Annotated in this window: 16 protein-coding genes; 14 read left to right on the top strand and 2 right to left on the bottom strand. The window is 39.3% G+C overall.

All coding sequences use genetic code 11. The features are described 5' to 3' along the window. Window positions 1-27 precede the first annotated feature (27 nt). The 12 genes from ilvC (at window position 28) to BFM98_RS14900 (ending at window position 15297) form a co-directional block, all read left to right on the top strand. Complete coding sequence (gene ilvC, locus BFM98_RS14955) at window positions 28-1062, top strand: ketol-acid reductoisomerase (protein WP_016991908.1); 1035 nt, start codon at window positions 28-30, stop codon at window positions 1060-1062. Then, entirely contained in the window at window positions 1049-2584 is a 1536-nt protein-coding gene (locus BFM98_RS14950) for a 2-isopropylmalate synthase (protein ID WP_048392386.1), read from the top strand. The genes ilvC and BFM98_RS14950 overlap by 14 nt, the downstream gene beginning before the upstream one ends. A 184-nt stretch (window positions 2585-2768) precedes the next feature. Further along, window positions 2769-3869 (top strand): 3-isopropylmalate dehydrogenase, encoded by a 1101-nt coding sequence (gene leuB, locus BFM98_RS14945; protein ID WP_004231422.1) that lies wholly within the window; start codon window positions 2769-2771, stop codon window positions 3867-3869. Window positions 3870-3886: 17 nt separating this feature from the next. Next, complete coding sequence (gene leuC, locus BFM98_RS14940) at window positions 3887-5296, top strand: 3-isopropylmalate dehydratase large subunit (protein WP_048392387.1); 1410 nt, start codon at window positions 3887-3889, stop codon at window positions 5294-5296. Window positions 5297-5329: 33 nt separating this feature from the next. Then, the gene (gene leuD, locus BFM98_RS14935) at window positions 5330-5920 is read left to right on the top strand and encodes a 3-isopropylmalate dehydratase small subunit (protein ID WP_048392388.1); all 591 of its coding nucleotides are present in this window, start codon (window positions 5330-5332) and stop codon (window positions 5918-5920) included. Between the two features lie 408 nt (window positions 5921-6328). Then, a complete protein-coding gene (gene rbsK, locus BFM98_RS14930; protein WP_066037795.1) occupies window positions 6329-7213 on the top strand; it encodes a ribokinase in 885 nt (294 codons plus the stop codon). Window positions 7214-7469: 256 nt separating this feature from the next. Continuing rightward, on the top strand, window positions 7470-9320 hold the full coding sequence (locus tag BFM98_RS14925; RefSeq protein WP_048392390.1) for a dynamin family protein: 1851 nt from the start codon (window positions 7470-7472) through the stop codon (window positions 9318-9320). A 104-nt stretch (window positions 9321-9424) separates the two neighbouring features. Beyond that, complete coding sequence (locus BFM98_RS14920) at window positions 9425-10645, top strand: RtcB family protein (protein ID WP_054550473.1); 1221 nt, start codon at window positions 9425-9427, stop codon at window positions 10643-10645. Window positions 10646-10717: 72 nt separating this feature from the next. Then, entirely contained in the window at window positions 10718-11719 is a 1002-nt protein-coding gene (locus BFM98_RS14915) for a LacI family DNA-binding transcriptional regulator (RefSeq protein WP_231595618.1), read from the top strand. A gap of 100 nt (window positions 11720-11819) precedes the next feature. Continuing rightward, window positions 11820-13241, top strand: a complete 1422-nt coding sequence (locus BFM98_RS14910) for an aldehyde dehydrogenase family protein (RefSeq protein WP_066037794.1) — start codon at window positions 11820-11822, stop codon at window positions 13239-13241. A 20-nt stretch (window positions 13242-13261) separates the two neighbouring features. Beyond that, window positions 13262-14107, top strand: coding sequence for an AhlS family quorum-quenching N-acyl homoserine lactonase (ahlS, locus tag BFM98_RS14905; RefSeq protein ID WP_066037793.1), 846 nt, complete (start codon window positions 13262-13264; stop codon window positions 14105-14107). A 17-nt stretch (window positions 14108-14124) separates the two neighbouring features. Next, entirely contained in the window at window positions 14125-15297 is a 1173-nt protein-coding gene (locus BFM98_RS14900) for an iron-containing alcohol dehydrogenase (RefSeq protein ID WP_054550470.1), read from the top strand. A gap of 120 nt (window positions 15298-15417) precedes the next feature. Here the strand turns inward: BFM98_RS14900 and BFM98_RS14895 are convergent, their stop codons facing one another. After that, entirely contained in the window at window positions 15418-15927 is a 510-nt protein-coding gene (locus tag BFM98_RS14895; RefSeq protein WP_048392396.1) for a ferritin, read from the bottom strand. 199 nt (window positions 15928-16126) lie between these two features. Then, window positions 16127-16888 (bottom strand): TerC family protein, encoded by a 762-nt coding sequence (locus BFM98_RS14890; RefSeq protein WP_016994674.1) that lies wholly within the window; start codon window positions 16886-16888, stop codon window positions 16127-16129. A gap of 415 nt (window positions 16889-17303) precedes the next feature. Here BFM98_RS14890 and BFM98_RS14885 point away from each other — a divergent pair, with 415 nt between their 5' ends. Both BFM98_RS14885 and BFM98_RS14880 read left to right on the top strand, forming a co-directional pair. Then, a complete protein-coding gene (locus tag BFM98_RS14885; RefSeq protein ID WP_054550469.1) occupies window positions 17304-19064 on the top strand; it encodes an ABC transporter ATP-binding protein in 1761 nt (586 codons plus the stop codon). Window positions 19065-19359: 295 nt separating this feature from the next. Continuing rightward, window positions 19360-19779, top strand: a complete 420-nt coding sequence (locus BFM98_RS14880) for an SRPBCC family protein (RefSeq protein WP_066037792.1) — start codon at window positions 19360-19362, stop codon at window positions 19777-19779. Window positions 19780-19797: the final 18 nt, after the last annotated feature.

Here is a 19797-nt window from a genome sequence, read left to right as displayed (position 1 = left end):
AAAACATATTCTAGGAGGAAATTAACAATGGCTACAATGTACTATGAGCAAAATATCAACGAGGACGTATTAAAAGGAAAGAAAATCGCAATTATCGGTTACGGTTCACAAGGTCATGCACATGCTTTAAACCTTAAAGAATCAGGTTTTGACGTGGTAGTAGGGGTTCGTCCAGGTGGATCCTTCGATGCGGCAAAAGCAGATGGTATTGACGTGAAAACAGTGGCTGAAGCAGCACAAGAAGCAGATGTTATCCAAATTCTACTACCAGATGAACGCCAAAAAGCAGTTTATGAAGCGGAAATTGCGCCACATTTACAAGCTGGTAAAGCATTGATGTTTGCACACGGCTTCAATATCCATTTCGGTCAAATTACACCACCAGCAGACGTTGACGTATTTTTAGTAGCACCAAAAGGACCAGGACATCTAGTTCGTCGTCAATTCCAAGAAGGTGCTGGGGTACCAGGACTATTCGCTATTCACCAAGATGCTACAGGCCAAGCAAAAGATTTAGCGCTTGCGTATGGTAAAGGAATCGGTGCTGCACGTGGTGGGCTTCTTGAAACAACATTCAAAGAAGAAACAGAGACAGATTTATTCGGTGAACAAGCGGTACTTTGTGGTGGTGCAACACAGCTAGTAAGAGCAGGATTCGAAACATTAGTAGAAGCTGGTTATCAACCAGAATTAGCCTACTTTGAAACACTACATGAGCTTAAATTAATTGTTGACCTAATGTTTGAGGGCGGTATGGCAACAATGCGCTACTCAGTTTCAGATACAGCAGAGTGGGGAGATTATGTTGCAGGACCACGCATTATCGATGAGTCTGTAAAAGCTCGTATGAAAGACGTATTAACAGATATCCAAGATGGTACATTTGCTCGTCGTTGGATTCAAGAAAATGAAAATGGTCGTCCAGAATATACAAAATTCAAAGAAGCTGGTGCGAACCATCAAATCGAAGAAGTAGGCGCAAAACTACGTGCTATGATGCCATTCATCAACGAAGGTAAAGAAAAAGTTGTGAGAGAAGTGGCGACAAGTGCGAAAAATTGATATTTTCGATACTACGCTTCGCGATGGTGAACAATCTGCTGGGATCAACTTAAACACAGCCGAGAAGATTGAAATTGCCAAACAATTAGAGCGCCTTGGTGTGACAATTATAGAAGCAGGATTTCCTGCTTCGTCACCCGGTGACTTTGATGCAGTCCATCGCATTGCAGGTACAGTAAAAAATTCCATTGTGACGGGGCTAGCTCGCTGTATCCAAAAGGATATTGATGCTACATGGGAAGCGATAAAAGTAGCACAACAGCCACATATTCACATTTTTCTAGCCACATCACCTATTCATATGGAATACAAATTAAAAAAATCCCCTGAGCAAGTGGTGGAGCAAGCGGTAGAGGCTGTTAAATACGCTAAAAAGTACTTCCCACTTGTACAATGGTCTGCCGAGGATGCATTCCGCTCTGATCGTGAATTTTTAGTGCGAATTATGAACGAAGTGGTTGCTGCTGGTGCAACAACGATTAATGTTCCAGACACTGTAGGGTATGCATCCCCGCAAGAATATGGTGCATTATTTAAGTTCCTACTGGAAAATGTCAAAGGTGCTGATAAAGTGAAATTCTCTGCCCATTGTCATGATGATTTAGGGATGGCAACAGCTAACACGATTGCCGCAATAGAAAATGGTGCTGCACAAGTCGAAGGAACAATCAATGGTATCGGCGAACGCGCAGGTAATGTGGCACTCGAGGAAATTGCTGTAGCACTTCATATTCGCAAGGATATTTATCAGGTGCAAACGGGCATTCAGTTGCAAGAAATTAAACGTACGTCTCAATTAGTCAGTAAATTGACAAATGTTGTGATTCAGCCAAATAAAGCGATTGTAGGAAGAAATGCTTTTGCACACGAATCGGGCATCCATCAAGACGGTGTCTTAAAAAATCCAGAAACCTATGAAATTATTTCACCTGCTTTAATCGGCGAAGGTGAGATTCCATTAGTTCTCGGGAAACATTCTGGTCGTGCAGCCTTCCGTGATCGTGCGGAAACAATGGGCTTCCATCTTTCTGATGAAAAGTTGAACAAAGCATTTGTGGAATTTAAAAAATTGGCTGATCGTAAAAAAGAAATTACAGAGGAAGATTTACTTACTCTTCTTACTGAGCAACAAGTTCAAGTAGAAGATGTACCACTCTTTGAGTTGAAAATGGTGCAGGTGCAATATGGTACTGAAAATATTCCTACAGCTACAGCTATTGTGCTTACACCTGAGGGACTAGAAAAAACCGTTGTAGCTACTGGCTCTGGTTCAGTAGAAGCAATTTTTAATACACTGGAGCAACTTGTACCTGGAGCTGTACATGTCATTGATTACCGTGTGACATCGGTTGGCAAAGGACGAGATGCACTGGGTGAAGCGGTTATTAATATTCGCTATGATGAGGTTTCGACTACAGGCCGTAATTCCTCTCAAGATGTTTTAGAAGCATCGGCAAAAGCTTATTTAAATGCTATTAACCGTCATTTAATTCAAGCAAGCCTTCGCGCACATCCTGTATAGGTTTCTGAGGTAGTGAATTGTATGAAGTACCATTCACAAGTCGGATGCAATGATGTCATGGCGTATTGTATCAATTAACCAAAAATTACGCTTAGACGTAATGACTACGCTCACCTCGATAAAAGGTAGGTGAGCGTCTTTACTAAATTAGCGAATACGCTATACAAAGAAAGGTGTTTTGACGATGGAGAGAAAAATTACAGTACTTCCCGGTGATGGAATTGGGCCAGAGGTTGTTGCTTCTGCTGTACGTGTATTACAGGTGATTGGTAAACGATTTAATCATACATTTCATTTAGGATATGCAACAATTGGTGGTGCTGCGATTGACCAGCACAATAATCCATTACCTGATGAAACAATCGAGATGTGTGAAAATAGTGATGCGATTTTATTAGGAGCTGTAGGTGGTCCAAAGTGGGATCAAAACCCTCCTGAATTGCGCCCAGAAAAAGGGTTACTGCGAATTCGGAAACACTTCGATTTATTTGCCAATCTACGTCCAGTAAAGGCGTTCCCGAGTTTACTAGATGCTTCACCATTAAAGCGTGAAGTGGCTGAGAACGTTGATTTAATGATTGTACGTGAACTAACAGGCGGCGTATACTTCGGGGAACCACGTATGCGTACTGAAAATGGCGCAATTGATACAACGGTTTACTCTAAAGCAGAGGTAGAGCGTATCGTTGAAAATGCCTTTGAACTAGCACGTTTACGTGGTGGCAAATTATGCTCTGTTGACAAGGCGAATGTGCTTGAAACAAGTCGCTTATGGCGTGAAGTTGTAGAAGCAAAGAAAAAAGAGTATCCAGATGTAATCGTAGAACATAACCTAGTAGACTCTGTCGCAATGAAACTTATTACAAATCCTGGACACTATGATGTAGTCGTTACTGAAAATATGTTTGGTGATATTTTAAGTGATGAAGCATCTGTTATTACTGGTTCTCTAGGTGTTTTACCATCCGCATCCATTCGTGGTGATAATTTTGGCTTATATGAACCAGTACATGGCTCCGCACCAGAAATTGCAGGGCAAGGTGTAGCAAATCCTGCTGCAACCATTTTATCCGTAGCGATGATGCTGCAATATTCATTTGGCTTAAAAGAAGAAGCAGCAGAAATTGAACGCGCGGTAAGTGCAGTATTTGATGATGGCTACTTTACAGCAGATCTTGCTCGTGACGGCAGTCGTATTTTATCGACTAATGAATGGACAGATAAGGTAATTAACGAAATTGATACTAGCTTTGTATCACAAAGTATTATGACAACATATATTTAAAGAAATAGGTGAAGACAATGGGTAAAAATATAATTGAAAAGATTTGGGATAAACATGTTGTTTATCAGGAAGAGGGCAAACCGGACCTGTTATATATTGATCTTCATTTAATTCATGAAGTAACATCTCCGCAAGCTTTTGAAGGGTTACGCATGAACGGACGTAAAGTGCGTCGTCCTGATTTAAGCTTTGCGACAATGGATCATAACGTACCAACAAAAAATTTACCAACTATCCATGATCCCATTGCGCGCAATCAAATCGAAACATTAGCTAAAAATGCTGAGGAATTTGGCGTTGAGTTAGCGGGCATGGGTCACCCTGACCAAGGGATTGTCCATGTGATTGGGCCAGAGCTTGGATTAACACAGCCTGGTAAAACCATTGTTTGTGGTGATTCTCATACATCGACACACGGTGCCTTCGGGGCCATTGCATTTGGTATTGGAACATCAGAGGTGGAGCATGTATTATCGACGCAAACATTATGGCAAAATAAGCCGAAAACGATGGAGATTCGTGTTGAAGGGGAGCTACCAGTTGGGGTAGCGGCAAAGGATATTATTCTAGCCATCATTGCCAAGTTCGGAATAGGTGTTGGTACAGGACATATTGTGGAATTCACTGGAGAGGCTATCCACAAACTATCTATGGAAGAACGCATGACGATTTGTAATATGTCAATTGAGGCAGGCGCAAAAGCAGGGCTTATCTCACCTGACCAAACAACAGTCGATTATATTCGTGGACGCAAATATGCACCGCAGGGAGAAAAATTGGAAGAAGCAGCCGCTTACTGGTTAAGTCTTGCTTCAGACGAAGATGCAACGTACGATACGGTTCGTATTATAAAAGCTGAAGAAATTGAACCAATCATTACGTGGGGAACAAACCCATCGATGGGTACTGGTGTTTCTGGGCATGTTCCAACACAAGCAGATTATGAGGATGAATCAGACAAGGCGGCACTTCAAAAAGCACTTGCCTATATGGGCTTAGAGGAAGGCCAGCCATTAACATCCATTGACATCCAGCATGTCTTCATTGGCTCCTGTACAAACTCACGCATTAGTGATTTGCGTGCAGCTGCTGATGTCATCAAAGGGCGTAAGGTGCATGACAAGGTCACAGCCATCGTTGTCCCAGGCTCACATACAACGAAAAAACAAGCAGAGGCAGAAGGTTTAGATAAAATATTTATGGATGCAGGCTTTGAATGGCGAGAATCTGGTTGCTCGATGTGTCTTGCGATGAATGATGACGTCGTACCAGCTGGAGAACGCTGTGCCTCTACCTCAAACCGCAACTTTGAAGGACGTCAGGGCGCTGGAGCTCGTACACATTTAGTGTCACCACCAATGGCAGCAGCCGCTGCGATTGCAGGTCACTTCGTCGATGTACGTGAATTTGTGAAGGAAACAGTGTAAGTCTTGCTTTACTCGGGAAGGGATGATTGAAAAATGGAACCAATTAATATCGTAAATAGTGTCATCACACCACTTGATCGAAAAAATGTTGATACCGATCAAATTATTTCAAAAGAATTTCTAAAACGTATTGAGCGCACAGGTTTTGGACAGTTTTTATTTTACCATTGGCGTTTCGATGCACAAGGGAATGAAATAGCTGACTTTGTATTAAATAAACCTGAATTTAAAGAATCTAAAATTCTAGTGGCGCAAGATAATTTCGGCTGTGGCTCCTCTCGTGAACATGCACCATGGGCAATTTTAGATTACGGTTTTAACGTTGTGATTGCACCTTCTTTTGCAGATATTTTCCATAATAACTGCTTCAAAAACGGTATCTTACCGATTAAGCTAACAGAATCAGAATGTGATGCTATTTTAGCAAAAGGCTTAGCAAAACCCTATAGTATGGAAGTAAATCTTGCAGAGCAAACCGTAACAGGGGAAGATGGTACAGTCTATCATTTTACAATTGACCCATACTATAAAGAAACGTTACTGAATGGCTGGGATGAAATCGCCTTAACCTTTAAATATGAGGACCACATTGCCGCATATGAGGCGAAGCGAGTAGCCTATTAATTGATATGACTGAAGACAAATTTGATGTTGTCTTCAGTTTTTTTGTGTTTGTAGTGCATTTCCTATATGAAATTATTTATAATAAAGGAAACATCAAATGCGAAGGTGGCACTATGTTATCATTATAAAAATATTTGTATATTAAAGGACAAATCCAGCCAGTTTTTGAAAGCGTCATCTCAAGCATTGCTTCGCATAACAGGAAGATAGCCTGAGTGACTAGATCGTTTTCATTTAACGAGTAAAAGAAGCTCGTATCGATTTACAGTAAGTGAAAGAATTTAGGGCATCCCTAAAACAGTCGATAGGTTTTTAGTTTATACGAATTTTTATATTGTTAAGCTACTGAAATGATAATACTCATTTCAGTTGTTTTTTGTTTGATCAAAAGATGAAAGGTGGAATTCCATGATTACAGTTATAGGAAGTTTAAATATGGATTTAGTTGTACAAATGAATGCTTTTCCAAAGCAGGGGGAAACCATTCTAGGTAACTCGTTTCAAACAGTTCCAGGAGGAAAAGGGGCTAATCAAGCAGTTGCCGCAGCTCGTCTTGGCAGTGAGGTGGCGATGGTTGGCTGTTTAGGGAATGATCATTTTGGTGAGACATTACATGCTGCTTTACAGCAAGAGCAGATTCAGACAAACGCCATTGTAAAAAGCACCACTGCTCCTACAGGAATTGCTAATATACTTATTTACAATAACGATAATCGAATTGTTGTCGTACCTGGAGCTAATTATGACCTAAGCATATCCCATCTTGAAGCTTCAAAAGAGTTGATACAAAAAAGTCACTTGGTAATTATACAGCTTGAAATCCCTAAAGAGACGACAGCCCATGCCATTCATTTATGTAAAGAAGCGGGTGTTCCGATACTGTTAAACCCTGCTCCAGCAGCCAATTTTGATGTGCAGTGGATGGACGATATTACCTATTTAACACCTAACGAGACAGAATGTGCTGAAATTTTTAACGAGCCAGTGGAACAAGTTTTAGAAAAATATCCTAATAAATTAATCGTGACGCTAGGAAGTGATGGTGCACGTTATTTCGATGGCTCCTATCCAATTCATGTTCCAGGTTATATGACAACAGTCGTGGATACAACGGGCGCAGGTGATACCTTTAATGGTGCATTAGCCTATGCTTTAGTAGAAGGGCAATCGTTGGATGAGGCTGTATATTTTGCTAATATCGCTGCTTCCTTATCTGTAGAGAAACTAGGTGCCCAAGGTGGAATGCCATTACTTGGAGCTGTTTATGCACGTATGGCTGGTTTGGAGGGATAGGACAAAGGTCAGCTATTCAGCAACCTTGGAGAGAAATCTCCAAGCCTAATACTTCTAAACTCATAGCTGGGACTATTCCCTTTAGTCTGTGTAGCAATCATATATGAAGCAGACAGGAAATAGGTGTAAGGATGAATTCCTATTTGTCGTATAAATGTATAAGTATATTGTCCTCTTTTCATCAATCCATGTATTAGAAAAGCCATAGTTTCATTTATAATGGTCTTATAGATACATACGAAAAGAGGTTTTGAGGATGACGAACATTGACAATACGCCAATCGAAAATACAACCTCAGCGAATAATATTTTGCCGCAATTTGTTGACCAACTACGACACTTGTATGGCATCATCGTCCAAAATACATATGTGAAAGATACAGCAAAACATTTAAATCGAATCATTCAAGATGCCAATAACCAGACGATGATTTTAATAGTTGGAAAAGAGCGGGTGGGCAAAACAACACTTGTGAATGGACTTCTAGGACGCGAAATATTATCGGTAGATGATCAGCATCCAACAAGTGTAAATACGTTTATACGCTACGGCGAGCAAGAAGAGATTAAAGCTTATTTTTTAGATGGTGTTGTCGCTGTATTTGATCTCAGTAAATTAGAGCTACTAACAACTGGCGATACGTTTGCTTCCCAGATTTTACGTGAACACTTAGATTACCTAGAAGTCTATTTGAAAAATGATTTATTAAAATCCGTGACAATAATTGATTCTGTGTCATTAGAAGCAGGCGGAGGAGAAATGGCTTATTTTTCAGAGGCGCTTATGAACCGTGTTGATGAAATTTTCTGGGTGTTACGCGCTGGTTCAATGGCAATGGATGCTGAACTTCTCTTGATTGAAACGTTAAAGAATAAAGGTGTTGAACCTTTATGTGTCATCAACGGCATCGATGATGAGGAACATGCCACAGCATTTATGGACTCTGAACAACAACGTATTGGTCATTTGATGAGTGATTTTATAGGGATTTCAGCAATTAATGCACTAGTAGCCAAACAAACAGACAGTCATGAGCTTTGGCAAAAAAGTCAGTATGATCAATTAATTGCTCACATTCATCGTGTGGCTGAAAATAGTGATAAAAAAACATATGCCATCCTAATTCGCTTCTTACAATGGCTTGAACGATTCCGCTTCGAATTAACTGTAATTCCACAACGAGATCCATTTCAATCTGCTGTAGAGAATATAGAAAAATATGCAGGCGATACCCAATATGAATATTCTCGCTATCAACGTGACTTAGCAATTGTCAAAGAATATGAGCAAGAATATGAACAGGTAGCGAACACGTTTAAACAGGTTCAAACACTGTATCAGCTATTACAAACGATAGCGCAACATGATTATTTACACGATTCCAAGGTGGAAGAATTTACTGAAATTGCTGTGCACTATCAACAAATGTTGCGTGAATACCGCAACATGCACAGTGAGTATTTACGCGAATATGAGCGTTTAGATGCACAACATAAAAAAATTCATGGTAAAGGTCTTATGAAAGCTTTCTTTGGCCAACATACGCAAAATGAATTTTTCAAAGAGCGTGTTCAAAAACTCAATGAGCAGCAAGAGGTTTGTGTCGCCCAATATGCCAAGGTACAACAAGCAGAGGTTTCAATGCTACAGGCGATTCGAGATACACAGCCTTTTTTGATTGATTTAGTGAAAGTACGCATGAGCCGTATTGAACAAAAGGTACAGAAACTAAATCAACAGCGTGCAAAAGATAAGCGTCAGTTAAAGCGCTATGCTGAAAAATTAAATGAATTTTCTTGCTTAATCGAAGCACAGGGTTATATAAAAGAGCATCTTCAACCATTTTTAATGAATGAGCAAATGCCGTTGAAATCGAAGGATATTGCCATGCTTGAGGAAACTGTGCAGGCTATTTTAGCCATTGATTTATCAAACAATGGCTTACTCGCAAGAAGTCAAATGAATAATAAAATGGAAAGTATTGCAATACCTTTTGAGGTGCAAGAAAAATATCCCCTGCAAATGCTTGACTTAAGGGAAGAAGATGTAAAATCAAATGATATACCCGAAATACCTAAAAAATTAGTTGTACAATATGAAGATTAGGTTTTCACCAAACGTTCTAAAAGTAGCATGCTTTTAGAACGTTTTCTTTATGATATGAAACAAATCATTCCAGTTTTACGTATAAGTAGTAAGGAGGGATACACTTGATTGAAATAAATGGACGCTTCACGAATGCAAAAATCTTTGCGCAAACAGCATTACAAACAGCTGTTGATCAGATTCAAGAATTAACAGACCAGGCTTTTATGGCAGGCACTAAAGTACGTATTATGCCAGATTATCATGCGGGTAAAGGATGTGTCATTGGCACGACCATCCAATTGCAAGACCGTGTTGTACCCAATCTTGTCGGCATTGATGTGGGGTGTGGTGTATTTGTAGCACAACTTGACGTAACAACAGTTGATTTTGCTCAACTCGATGCCATCATTCGCACATATGTACCAAGTGGGCAGGATATTCATAAAGAAGTATCGCCAAGCCGACATTTTGTAGAGTTTGAAGGTAAACAATTTCGAGCAAGCGGCTTGAAAGACGACTATACGAACTTGTCATTAGGTACACTTGGGGGAGGCAACCATTTTATTGAACTTGCCAAAGATGAAGATGATCAGCACTATTTGCTCATCCATACGGGGTCACGCTATGTAGGGGCAAAGGTTGCTAATTGGCATCAAAAAAGAGCTTATGAAAATTTACGTCGAGAAGATTTGACAGAAAAAATAGAGGCAATGAAACAGCAAGGACGACAACAAGAGATTCAATCCATGATACAAGCCTATAAAGAACAAACACCGTTCGTTCCGAAAGACTTGTCATATTTAGAGGGGGAAGCTTTCCATGATTATATCCATGATATGAAGATTGCACAGCAATTTGCACGGATGAATCGTTGGACCATTGCAGAAACCATTGCTAAACAGATGGATTGGCATTTTACAGATACGTTTGATACGATTCATAACTATATCGATACAGAAACGATGACGCTTCGCAAAGGGGCTGTTCGTGCAAATAAAGATGAAAAGCTAGTTATTCCAATGAATATGCGGGATGGATCTCTGATTTGTATAGGGAAAGGCAATGCGGAATGGAATTATTCAGCCCCCCATGGAGCAGGACGCATGTTTTCACGACGCGCAGCGAAAAAAGCTTTGAATATGGCCGATTTTAAAGATACGATGCAGGGGATTTGGACAACATCAGTCAATGAAGAAACATTGGATGAGGCACCAATGGCCTATAAGCCGATGACAGAAATTACTTCTGCGATTAGGGAAACTGTAGATATTGTCAAAGTTATTAAACCTGTTTATAACTTTAAAGCGAGTGAAGCTGCAAAGCCATATGAGCGAAAGCGTTAAGGTAGAGAAGGAATCATCACTATAATCATTATTCTATAGATGATATAATATAGCTTCACAATGATGAAATGGGTGGTTTTTTTGGTATCTTCAAAAGATGTGGCGAAGCATGCTGGTGTCTCACAAACAACTGTATCTAGAGTATTGAATACACCAGAGCTTGTAAAGCCAAAAACAATTGAAAAAGTAATGCAGGCGATAGAGGAACTAAACTATGTGCCAAATGATATAGCAAGATCGCTTGTTCAGAAAAAAACAGGTATTATTACATTGATTTCGGGGCCCTTACACAACCCTTTTTTTGTTGATACAACTACAGCCATCGTGAATTATGTTAATGCACGTGGCTATAAAGTTAATGTCTATTTTGGCACAGAGGATAATCTTAATTCAATCTACAATGCAGTTTTAGAAACGAAAGCAGACGCAATTATATTGTCTTCTATGTTGTATCAAGATGATTTATTTTATAAACTAGAAAAACTAGCTATTCCATTTATTATGTTTAACCGTAAGCATAAAGAGAATAGACATTTTGTAGAAATTGATAATGTTCAAGCAGGTTACCTTGCGACCAAGCATGTCCTATCATTAGGGCATGACTCTTTATGTTGGATAGGGGGTCCACATCAAATGAGTACCTTCTATGGACGCTATCTGGGATTTGAACAAGCTTTACAGGATTATGGGCTAGATGCAAAATTAGTGCCTACTTTTTTAACGAACACCAATAAAATGGATATTGAACGTGCGTTTGCAGAGCTTTTACAACTCGAAAAAAGACCAACAGCTATTTGTGCTGCTACGGATGCCATTGCCATTGAAATATTGAATCTTTGTTTAGAGAGAGGTTTTCAGGTTCCGAGAGATTTTAATATCATTGGTATTGATAATGTAGAGCTTAGTAAACATCACTCTATTGCCTTAACAACTGTAGGTTTAACATCAGAAGAGAACTTAGGTTTTATTGCTATCGAAAAATTATTTGAGGTAATGGAGAAAAAAAGTACTTGCATTAGACAAACAGAGTCTGTTAAGATTTTCCCAAGAAATACAACGTGTAAAATAAACTGATAGACCATCAGTTTATTTTTTACACCAAAATGGTTACGTATTCATTTCTTTATTTTCTGAAATGAATACGTAACCATAAAAAGAAAGGAGTGAATTACGATTGAAAAAGGGCTTATGGATTAATGGAGAATGGAAGATGACTGCTGAATGGATGGAGATCCAATCTCCCTATTCACAAGAGGTATTGGCACACTTTGCGATGGCCACTGAAAAAGATGTACAGGAGGCCATTGAAAGTGCGCATGCTGCAGCTCCTCAAATGGCTGCATTAACTGCTTTTCAACGAGCAGAGATATTAGAGCAGTTATCCACCCTTTTTGCAGAAAATAGAGATGAAGCAGCAAGTATCATTGCAATGGAATCAGCCAAACCGTTAAAGTATGCTTACGCTGAAATTGATCGCACAGTTGAAACCTATAAATTTGCGGCAGAAGAAGCAAAGCGACTTACTGGTGAAATGGTTCCAATGGATGCATCAAAAAATGGAGAGGGGCGCTTTGCTTATACATTAAGAGAGCCAATCGGTGTTGTGGCAGCGATTACACCATTTAACTTTCCGCAAAATCTAGTAGCACACAAAGTTGGGCCAGCATTAGCTGCAGGCAATACGATTGTATTGAAACCTGCCACACAAACTGCGCTATCCGCCCATTTTTTGGCAAAATTATTGGCGCAAACAAATTTACCAGCAGGTGCCTTTAATCTTGTAACTGGACAAGGTAAATTAGTAGGCGATGCATTTTTAGCACATCCAAATGTTAAGATGATAACGTTTACAGGAAGTCCAGCGGTAGGGATTTCTCTACGCAATCGTGCAGGCTTGAAGAAAGTAACCTTAGAATTAGGTTCCAATGCAGGCGTAATTATCGATGAAGGGGTACAGCTAGAGCGTATTATGGATCGCATTGTGATGGGGGCCTTTTCCAACCAAGGTCAAGTCTGTATTTCTTTACAACGTATCTATGTCATGGAAAGTATGGTGGAGGAATTTTTAATTCGGCTGAAGGAAAAAATAGAGCAGCTTACAATTGGTGATCCAATGGATAATCAAACAGATCTTGCTATGATGATTTCACAAGCTGAACAACAGCGTGCTTATCAATGGATTGAAGAGGCAGTAGCTGAAGGGGCACAAGTAATTACAGGTGGTCACATTGACAATCATATTTTATTGCCCACTGTTTTATATAATGTTCAACCACAGAGTCGTGTATCCTGTGAAGAAATTTTTGCACCTGTTGTTATCGTTAATACGGTATCCACCATTGATGAAGGGATAGCGGCTATCAATGATTCTCACTATGGCCTACAGGCAGGCATCTTCACTCCTTCTATTCAGACAGCTTTTCAGGCTACAAAAGCATTGCACGTTGGTGGAGTCATCATTAATGATGTACCTACTTATCGAGTAGATCACATGCCATATGGTGGTGTAAAGGAAAGCGGCACAGGCCGTGAAGGCATTAAATATGCGTTAGAAGAAATGACGGAAATGAAGCTAGTAATTTGGAATAACCAATAATCACGAATGGAGATGGGAAAATGAAAATGATTAAACAACATCCAAAATTGTATGTGATGGACAATGGTACGATGCGAATGGATAAAAATTATATGATTGCGATGCACAATCCCGCAACCATCGATCATCCAAACCAGCCAAATGAATTTGTTGAATTCCCTGTTTATACAGTATTGATTGATCATCCAGAAGGCAAAATTCTATTTGATACTGCATGCAATCCAAACTCGATGGGTCCAGAAGGGCGATGGGGTGAATTTACGCAAAAAGCATTTCCTATTAATATGCCAGAAGAATGCTATTTACATCATCGTCTAGAAGAATTAAATGTTCGTCCAGAGGATATCAAATATGTTGTTGCTTCCCATTTGCATCTCGACCATGCAGGGTGCTTAGAACTCTTTACAAATGCCACAATTATTGTACAGGAAGATGAGTTTAATGGCACATTACAAACATATGCTAGAAACGTGAAAGACGGTGCCTATGTTTGGGGTGACATTGATATGTGGATTAAAAACAATCTACAATGGCGCTTAATCAAACGTGGCGAGGATCATGTAAAACTAGCTGATGGGATACAAGTATTAAATTTTGGTAGTGGTCATGCTTGGGGAATGCTAGGTTTGCATATTCAAATGCCTGACACAGGTGGTATTATTTTAGCCTCAGATGCCATTTATACGGCAGAAAGCTTTGGTCCTCCTGTCAAGCCACCAGGCATTATCTACGATTCTGTAGGTTATAATACAACAGTGGAACGGATTCGAAGACTAGCAAATGAAACAAATTCACAGGTATGGTTTGGCCATGATCCTATTCAATTTAAATCATTTAGAAAATCAACGGAAGGCTATTATGAATAGATAGGAGTAGAGAAGCCATGCATAAATTAACCTTTACGCCTGCTAGCTATACTGGCTGGGGCTGTTTGAGTCAGCTTCTGCTAGAGGTAAAGAAGTTTAACGCTCACAATATTTTGATCGTGACAGATCCATTATTAAAAGAAATAGGTCTAACGGACAATGTTGAAAAGCCTTTGATTGAGAAAGGCTATACAACAACCATTTATACGGATATTGCACCAGAGCCTCCGCTTGCAATTGGCGAAAAACTGGTTGATTTTACGAGAAAGCATCCATTTGATTTGGTGATTGGTGTAGGTGGGGGCAGTGCACTGGATTTAGCAAAGCTTGCCGCCGTATTAGCAAAACATGATGGAAAAGTTGCAGATTATTTAAACCTAACAGGAACGAAAACATTAGATAATAAAGGGTTACCTAAAATCTTAATTCCTACCACTTCTGGGACAGGCTCGGAGGTAACAAATATTTCTGTGCTATCACTGGATACAACCAAGGATGTCGTGACACATGATTATTTATTAGCGGATGTAGCGATTGTAGATCCTGCCTTAACGATTTCCTTACCATCGAAGGTGACAGCGGCGACTGGGGTAGACGCGTTAACTCATGCGATAGAAGCCTACGTATCAGTAAATGCGAATGCAGTAACGGATGCACTTGCACTACAAGCTATCCGATTAATTAGCCAGTCAATCCGAACAGCTGTCCATAATGGACAAGACAAGCAAGCGCGCACAGATATGAGTTATGGCAGCTATTTAGCAGGATTAGCCTTTTTCAATGCCGGTGTAGCAGGCGTCCATGCTTTAGCCTATCCCCTGGGAGGTCAGTTCCATATAGCTCATGGTGATTCCAATGCAGTACTATTACCATATGTCATGGGGTATATTCGTCAAAGCTGTGAAAAACGAATGAAAGATATTTTAGATGCCATGGGGATATCATCTTCCTATTTATCGCAAGAAGAGGCTTCCTATAAATGTGTTGACGCCTTACAACAACTCGTTCAAGATGTGAAAATTCCCTCAACATTACAAGGATTCAATATCCCTGCATCAGCACTTGAACAGCTAACAGAGGATGCTACAAAACAAACGCGTATTTTAGCGCGAAGTCCAATGCCATTAAAGCGTGAAGATATCTATCAAATCTATCAAGCTGCCTTTGATGGAGTGGTAAGGGAACCATAAAGAACCTGAGAAACGTTGATTTTTCAACGTTTCTCTTTTATTGCATCTTTTGAAAATCCCACAAGCAAGATAGATACCTAAAAAAATCTGCCTTAATGGCAGATTTTTTTATAAGAAATATTATGCTTCTGTATCTGGTGTAAATGTACGTGTAGCCAATTCTGCATCTAGCATAAAGATTGCGTTTGAGTCAGTTTCGATACGCTCGATTTTACGAATTAATGTATCAAATGTAGATTCTTCTTCTACTTGCTCGTCGATAAACCATTTTAAGAAGGCCATTGTCGCATGCTCACGTTCATCTAAAGCAATGTCTGATAAATTGTAAATACGGCGTGTTACTTCTTTTTCGTGTGATAGAGCCGTTTTAAAGGCATCTAAAATGGATTCGAAATGATTGCCTGGGCTTTCAAAACCTTGAATTGTTGCGCGGTAGCCCATATCACTTAAGAAATTATAAAATTTCATGGCATGGAAGCGTTCTTCTTCTGCTTGTACTAAAAAGAAGTTAGCGAAGCCATCATAATCTTGATCTGTGCAATAGGCTGCCATTGCCATATAGGCATGCGCAGAGTAGAATTCAAAATTCATTTGTTCATTAAGAGCTGTGTGTAGTTTTTCAGATAACATAAAAGTTTTCCTCCTTTTGCAGTAAATGACTTCTTTACTAGTATACAGCGTAGAGGCAGTAACATACAAAAAATTTAATTTTTAAAGCAATTCATGCAAAAAATAATTGATATTCGTTCTCAATTAGAAAATACCTTCTTTTATATTTTTAAGAAAATAAAAAAATCGCCCCGATCGTAATCGAAGCGATTTTTCATTATTATTGTTCTTGTTTCTTTTGATTTTTGACACCGATTAGGTAGCCACCTAATGCGATAGCAATTAAGACAATCCAGAAAATAGCTTTCCAAAGAGTGGAGTGGGGGAATTCGTGTGGAATCACACCCAATTTTTCATGTGCTAATGTTAATACAGCTAATTTTACACCAACCCAGCCGACAATTAGGAAAGCAGCTGTTTCAAGTGATGGGAATTTGTCGAGAACCTTTACAAACCAACGAGCTGCGAAACGCATCATGATGACACCAATAATACCACCTAAGAACATCACTGCGAACTGACCTGCGTTAATACCGCCAATATCAAAATCACCGATATGTGGAAGTGTGACAGCAATGGCAACCGCCGCAAGAATAGAATCCACAGCAAATGCGATATCAGCAAGTTCTACTTTTACAACCGTCATCCAGAAGCCAGATTGTTTTTTCGGCTCTTGAATTTCTTCGGAGTTTTGAGATGCTTTCCGCGAATCATAAATATGCTTAATAGACATAAACAGTAGATAAGCTGCACCTATTGCTTGAATCTGCCAGAAATTAACGAGCGTTGTAATAAGGAATAATGCGGCAAAACGGAAAACAAACGCCCCCACCAATCCATACAATAAAGCTTTTTGTTGTTGTGCCTTTGGTAAATGCTTAACCATAACAGCCATTACGACGGCGTTGTCTGCTGCTAACAAACCTTCTAGTACAATTAATACGACAAGTACCCATGCGTATTCTAAAAATATTGCCTCCAAATTTATTGCCTCCTTTAATTGTTGAACAGAAATGAATGGCTTGCTAACTTATTCTTTCCCTATTTTAAGCAAAAGAAAAAGACCCCTGCCTAAAAAATAGGCAAAGGTCTTGCTAAGCAATTAACTGTTCGTTGCACAGAAAGTGTTCTGTGTGACAAGAAATGCCATCACACCCGATGGTAATATACCATGTAATGACGAATGTGAATCAGATGCTTCGATCGCATCTGCTAGCTACTCCCCTTTGACAATAAAGTCAAAAGCTATTCAATTCTTACTAACATAGTAACATGCAACATTTTAAAAGTAAATAAAAATATACTGCTATGGAGAAAAAATACTTTTCCGTTACGTTTGCACAAATGGTACTATTAAAAGATAGGCAAAATTTTTACAACTTAGAGAGGAGACAAACATGTATAGAAAATTTTTTTCCTACTACAAGCCACATAAACGATTGTTTGTCATCGATTTTTCGAGTGCCATTATTGTAGCAATCTTAGAGCTTGCGTTTCCATTGGCTGTTCAATGGTTTATCGATGAGTTATTGCCAACAGGGGATTGGGGCATGATCGTGAAAATAAGTGTCCTATTACTGCTTGTTTATGCCATTAGTACATTATTGAACTTTATCGTTAACTATTTAGGGCATAAACTAGGCATAAATATCGAAACGGATATGCGTCAGGAATTATTTACGCATGTACAAAGGCAATCTTTCCGATTCTTTGATAATACGAAAACAGGTCATATTATGAGTCGTATTACCAATGATTTGTTTGATATAGGCGAGTTTGCCCATCATGGACCAGAGGATCTCTTCATTGCAATCATGACCTTTGTTGGGGCCTTTGCCATTATGTTTAATGTCAATCCAACACTCGCTTTGATTGCAGCGATTATGGTGCCATTTTTAACATGGCTTGTGACATTTAGTAATATAAAAATGAACAATGCTTGGAAAACGATGTATGGCAAAATTGCTGATGTGAACGGACGTGTAGAGGATAGTGTATCTGGTGTCCGTGTTGTGAAATCCTTTACAAATGAAGATTTTGAAATTAAACGCTTTAAGGAGCAAAATGGATTTTTCCGTACGGCTAAATTATATGCCTATAAAATTATGGCAGGGACACACTCCAGTATTTACATGATGACGCGCCTCCTTACATTAATGGTGTTAGTGGTCGGCGCTTGGCTAAGCTTTAATGGGAAATTATCTTATGGGGAGCTAGTGAGCTTTGTTTTATATACGAATGTCCTGATTAAACCAATTGATAAAATTAGTGCTTTATTAGAGCTTTATCCGAAAGGAATGGCTGGCTTTAAGCGCTTCCGTGAATTAATTGAACAGGAGCCAGAAATTCAGGATCGTGAGGATGCAAAGGTTATAAAACATTTAGATGGAAATATTGCCTTCAATCACGTTCATTTTAATTATGATGCATCCAAACAGGTTTTACATGATATATCATTTGATGTAAAAGCTGGCCAAACTATTGCCTTTGTAGGGCCTTCGGGTGCTGGTAAAACTACAATCTGCTCATTGATTCCTCGATTTTATGAGGTGACAAAAGGGGCTATTACGATTGATGGTATCGATATACGTAATATGACACAAGCGTCATTACGTGCTCAAATTGGTATCGTACAGCAGGACGTCTTTTTATTTACAGGTACGATTCGTGAAAACATTGCCTATGGAAAATTAGATGCAAGTGAAGCGGAAATTCGAGAGGCAGCGAAAAAAGCACATCTAGAGGCATTTATTGCAGAGCTGCCCGATGGCTATGATACACAAATAGGTGAACGTGGCTTAAAATTATCAGGAGGACAAAAGCAACGACTAGCGATTGCTCGTATGTTCCTAAAGAACCCGCCTATCTTAATTTTAGACGAGGCAACCTCTGCCTTAGATACAGAAACAGAAATGATTATTCAGCAATCGTTAACAGAGCTTGCTGAAAATCGTACAACACTAGTTATTGCCCATCGACTGGCAACTATTCGCAATGCTGATCGTGTATTAGTTGTGACACCGAAGGGCATTGAAGAGGATGGTACCTATGATGAGCTAGTGGCTCAAAATGGGATTTTTGCAAAGCTTCATCATATTCAATTTCGCAAGGGACAAACAGAACAAAGCGTTCAGAAAGAGTTTGTGGAATTGACGTAAATTAAGGAGGGGGAGATTGTTTTTTAAAACAATTTCCCTTTTTTGGTTGCTTCCCTAAGTTACTTGTACAACTGCTCATGTGGTAGCCAAAGGACACTGACATGCATAGTGAAGGTTTATGTGGAAAGAGGGAATCGATTGAAGGTAATGCCATCGAATATGCATAGGGTAACAGGTCAAATCTTTAATATGGAAAATGGAACATTCATTTATGAATCATAGAAGGAATGTTTAGCAGGTAAATCGAATAGAACATTACAGTTCACAATAAAGGTCATAAAATAGAGGTGAAGCAATGGATAACGAAAAAATTATCGGTCAAACGAAAAGTGTGGGTTTTCAAATCGGGGTTAGAAGGACATTTCCAATTTCGCAGGAGCAAGCATGGGCATTGATTACGACAACAGAAGGAGTACGTACATGGCTGGGGGAAGACACTTCAGTTATATTCGAACCTGGGTACAAATACCATTCAAAGACAGGGACAGGCGAAATCAGGATTGTTAAACCATTAGAGCAGCTTCGATTGACTTGGCAAAAGGAAGAGTGGTCAAAACCATCTACCGTACAAATACGTATTTTACCCAAAGAGCGTAATAAAACAACCATTAGCTTTCATCAAGAACATCTTTCTGATCAGACAGTACGAGAAGAAATGAAAGGTCATTGGGAAAGTGTACTGGACCTTATAAAAGAAAGAGTCCAAAATAGTTGAGCGAATAAAAATAGCATC

This window comes from Lysinibacillus sp. AR18-8 (assembly GCF_001705465.1).
Classification (GTDB): Bacteria; Bacillota; Bacilli; order Bacillales_A; family Planococcaceae; genus Lysinibacillus; species Lysinibacillus capsici.
Note: the sequence above shows the minus strand (reverse complement) of the source record. Positions and strands in the feature narration are given on the sequence as shown.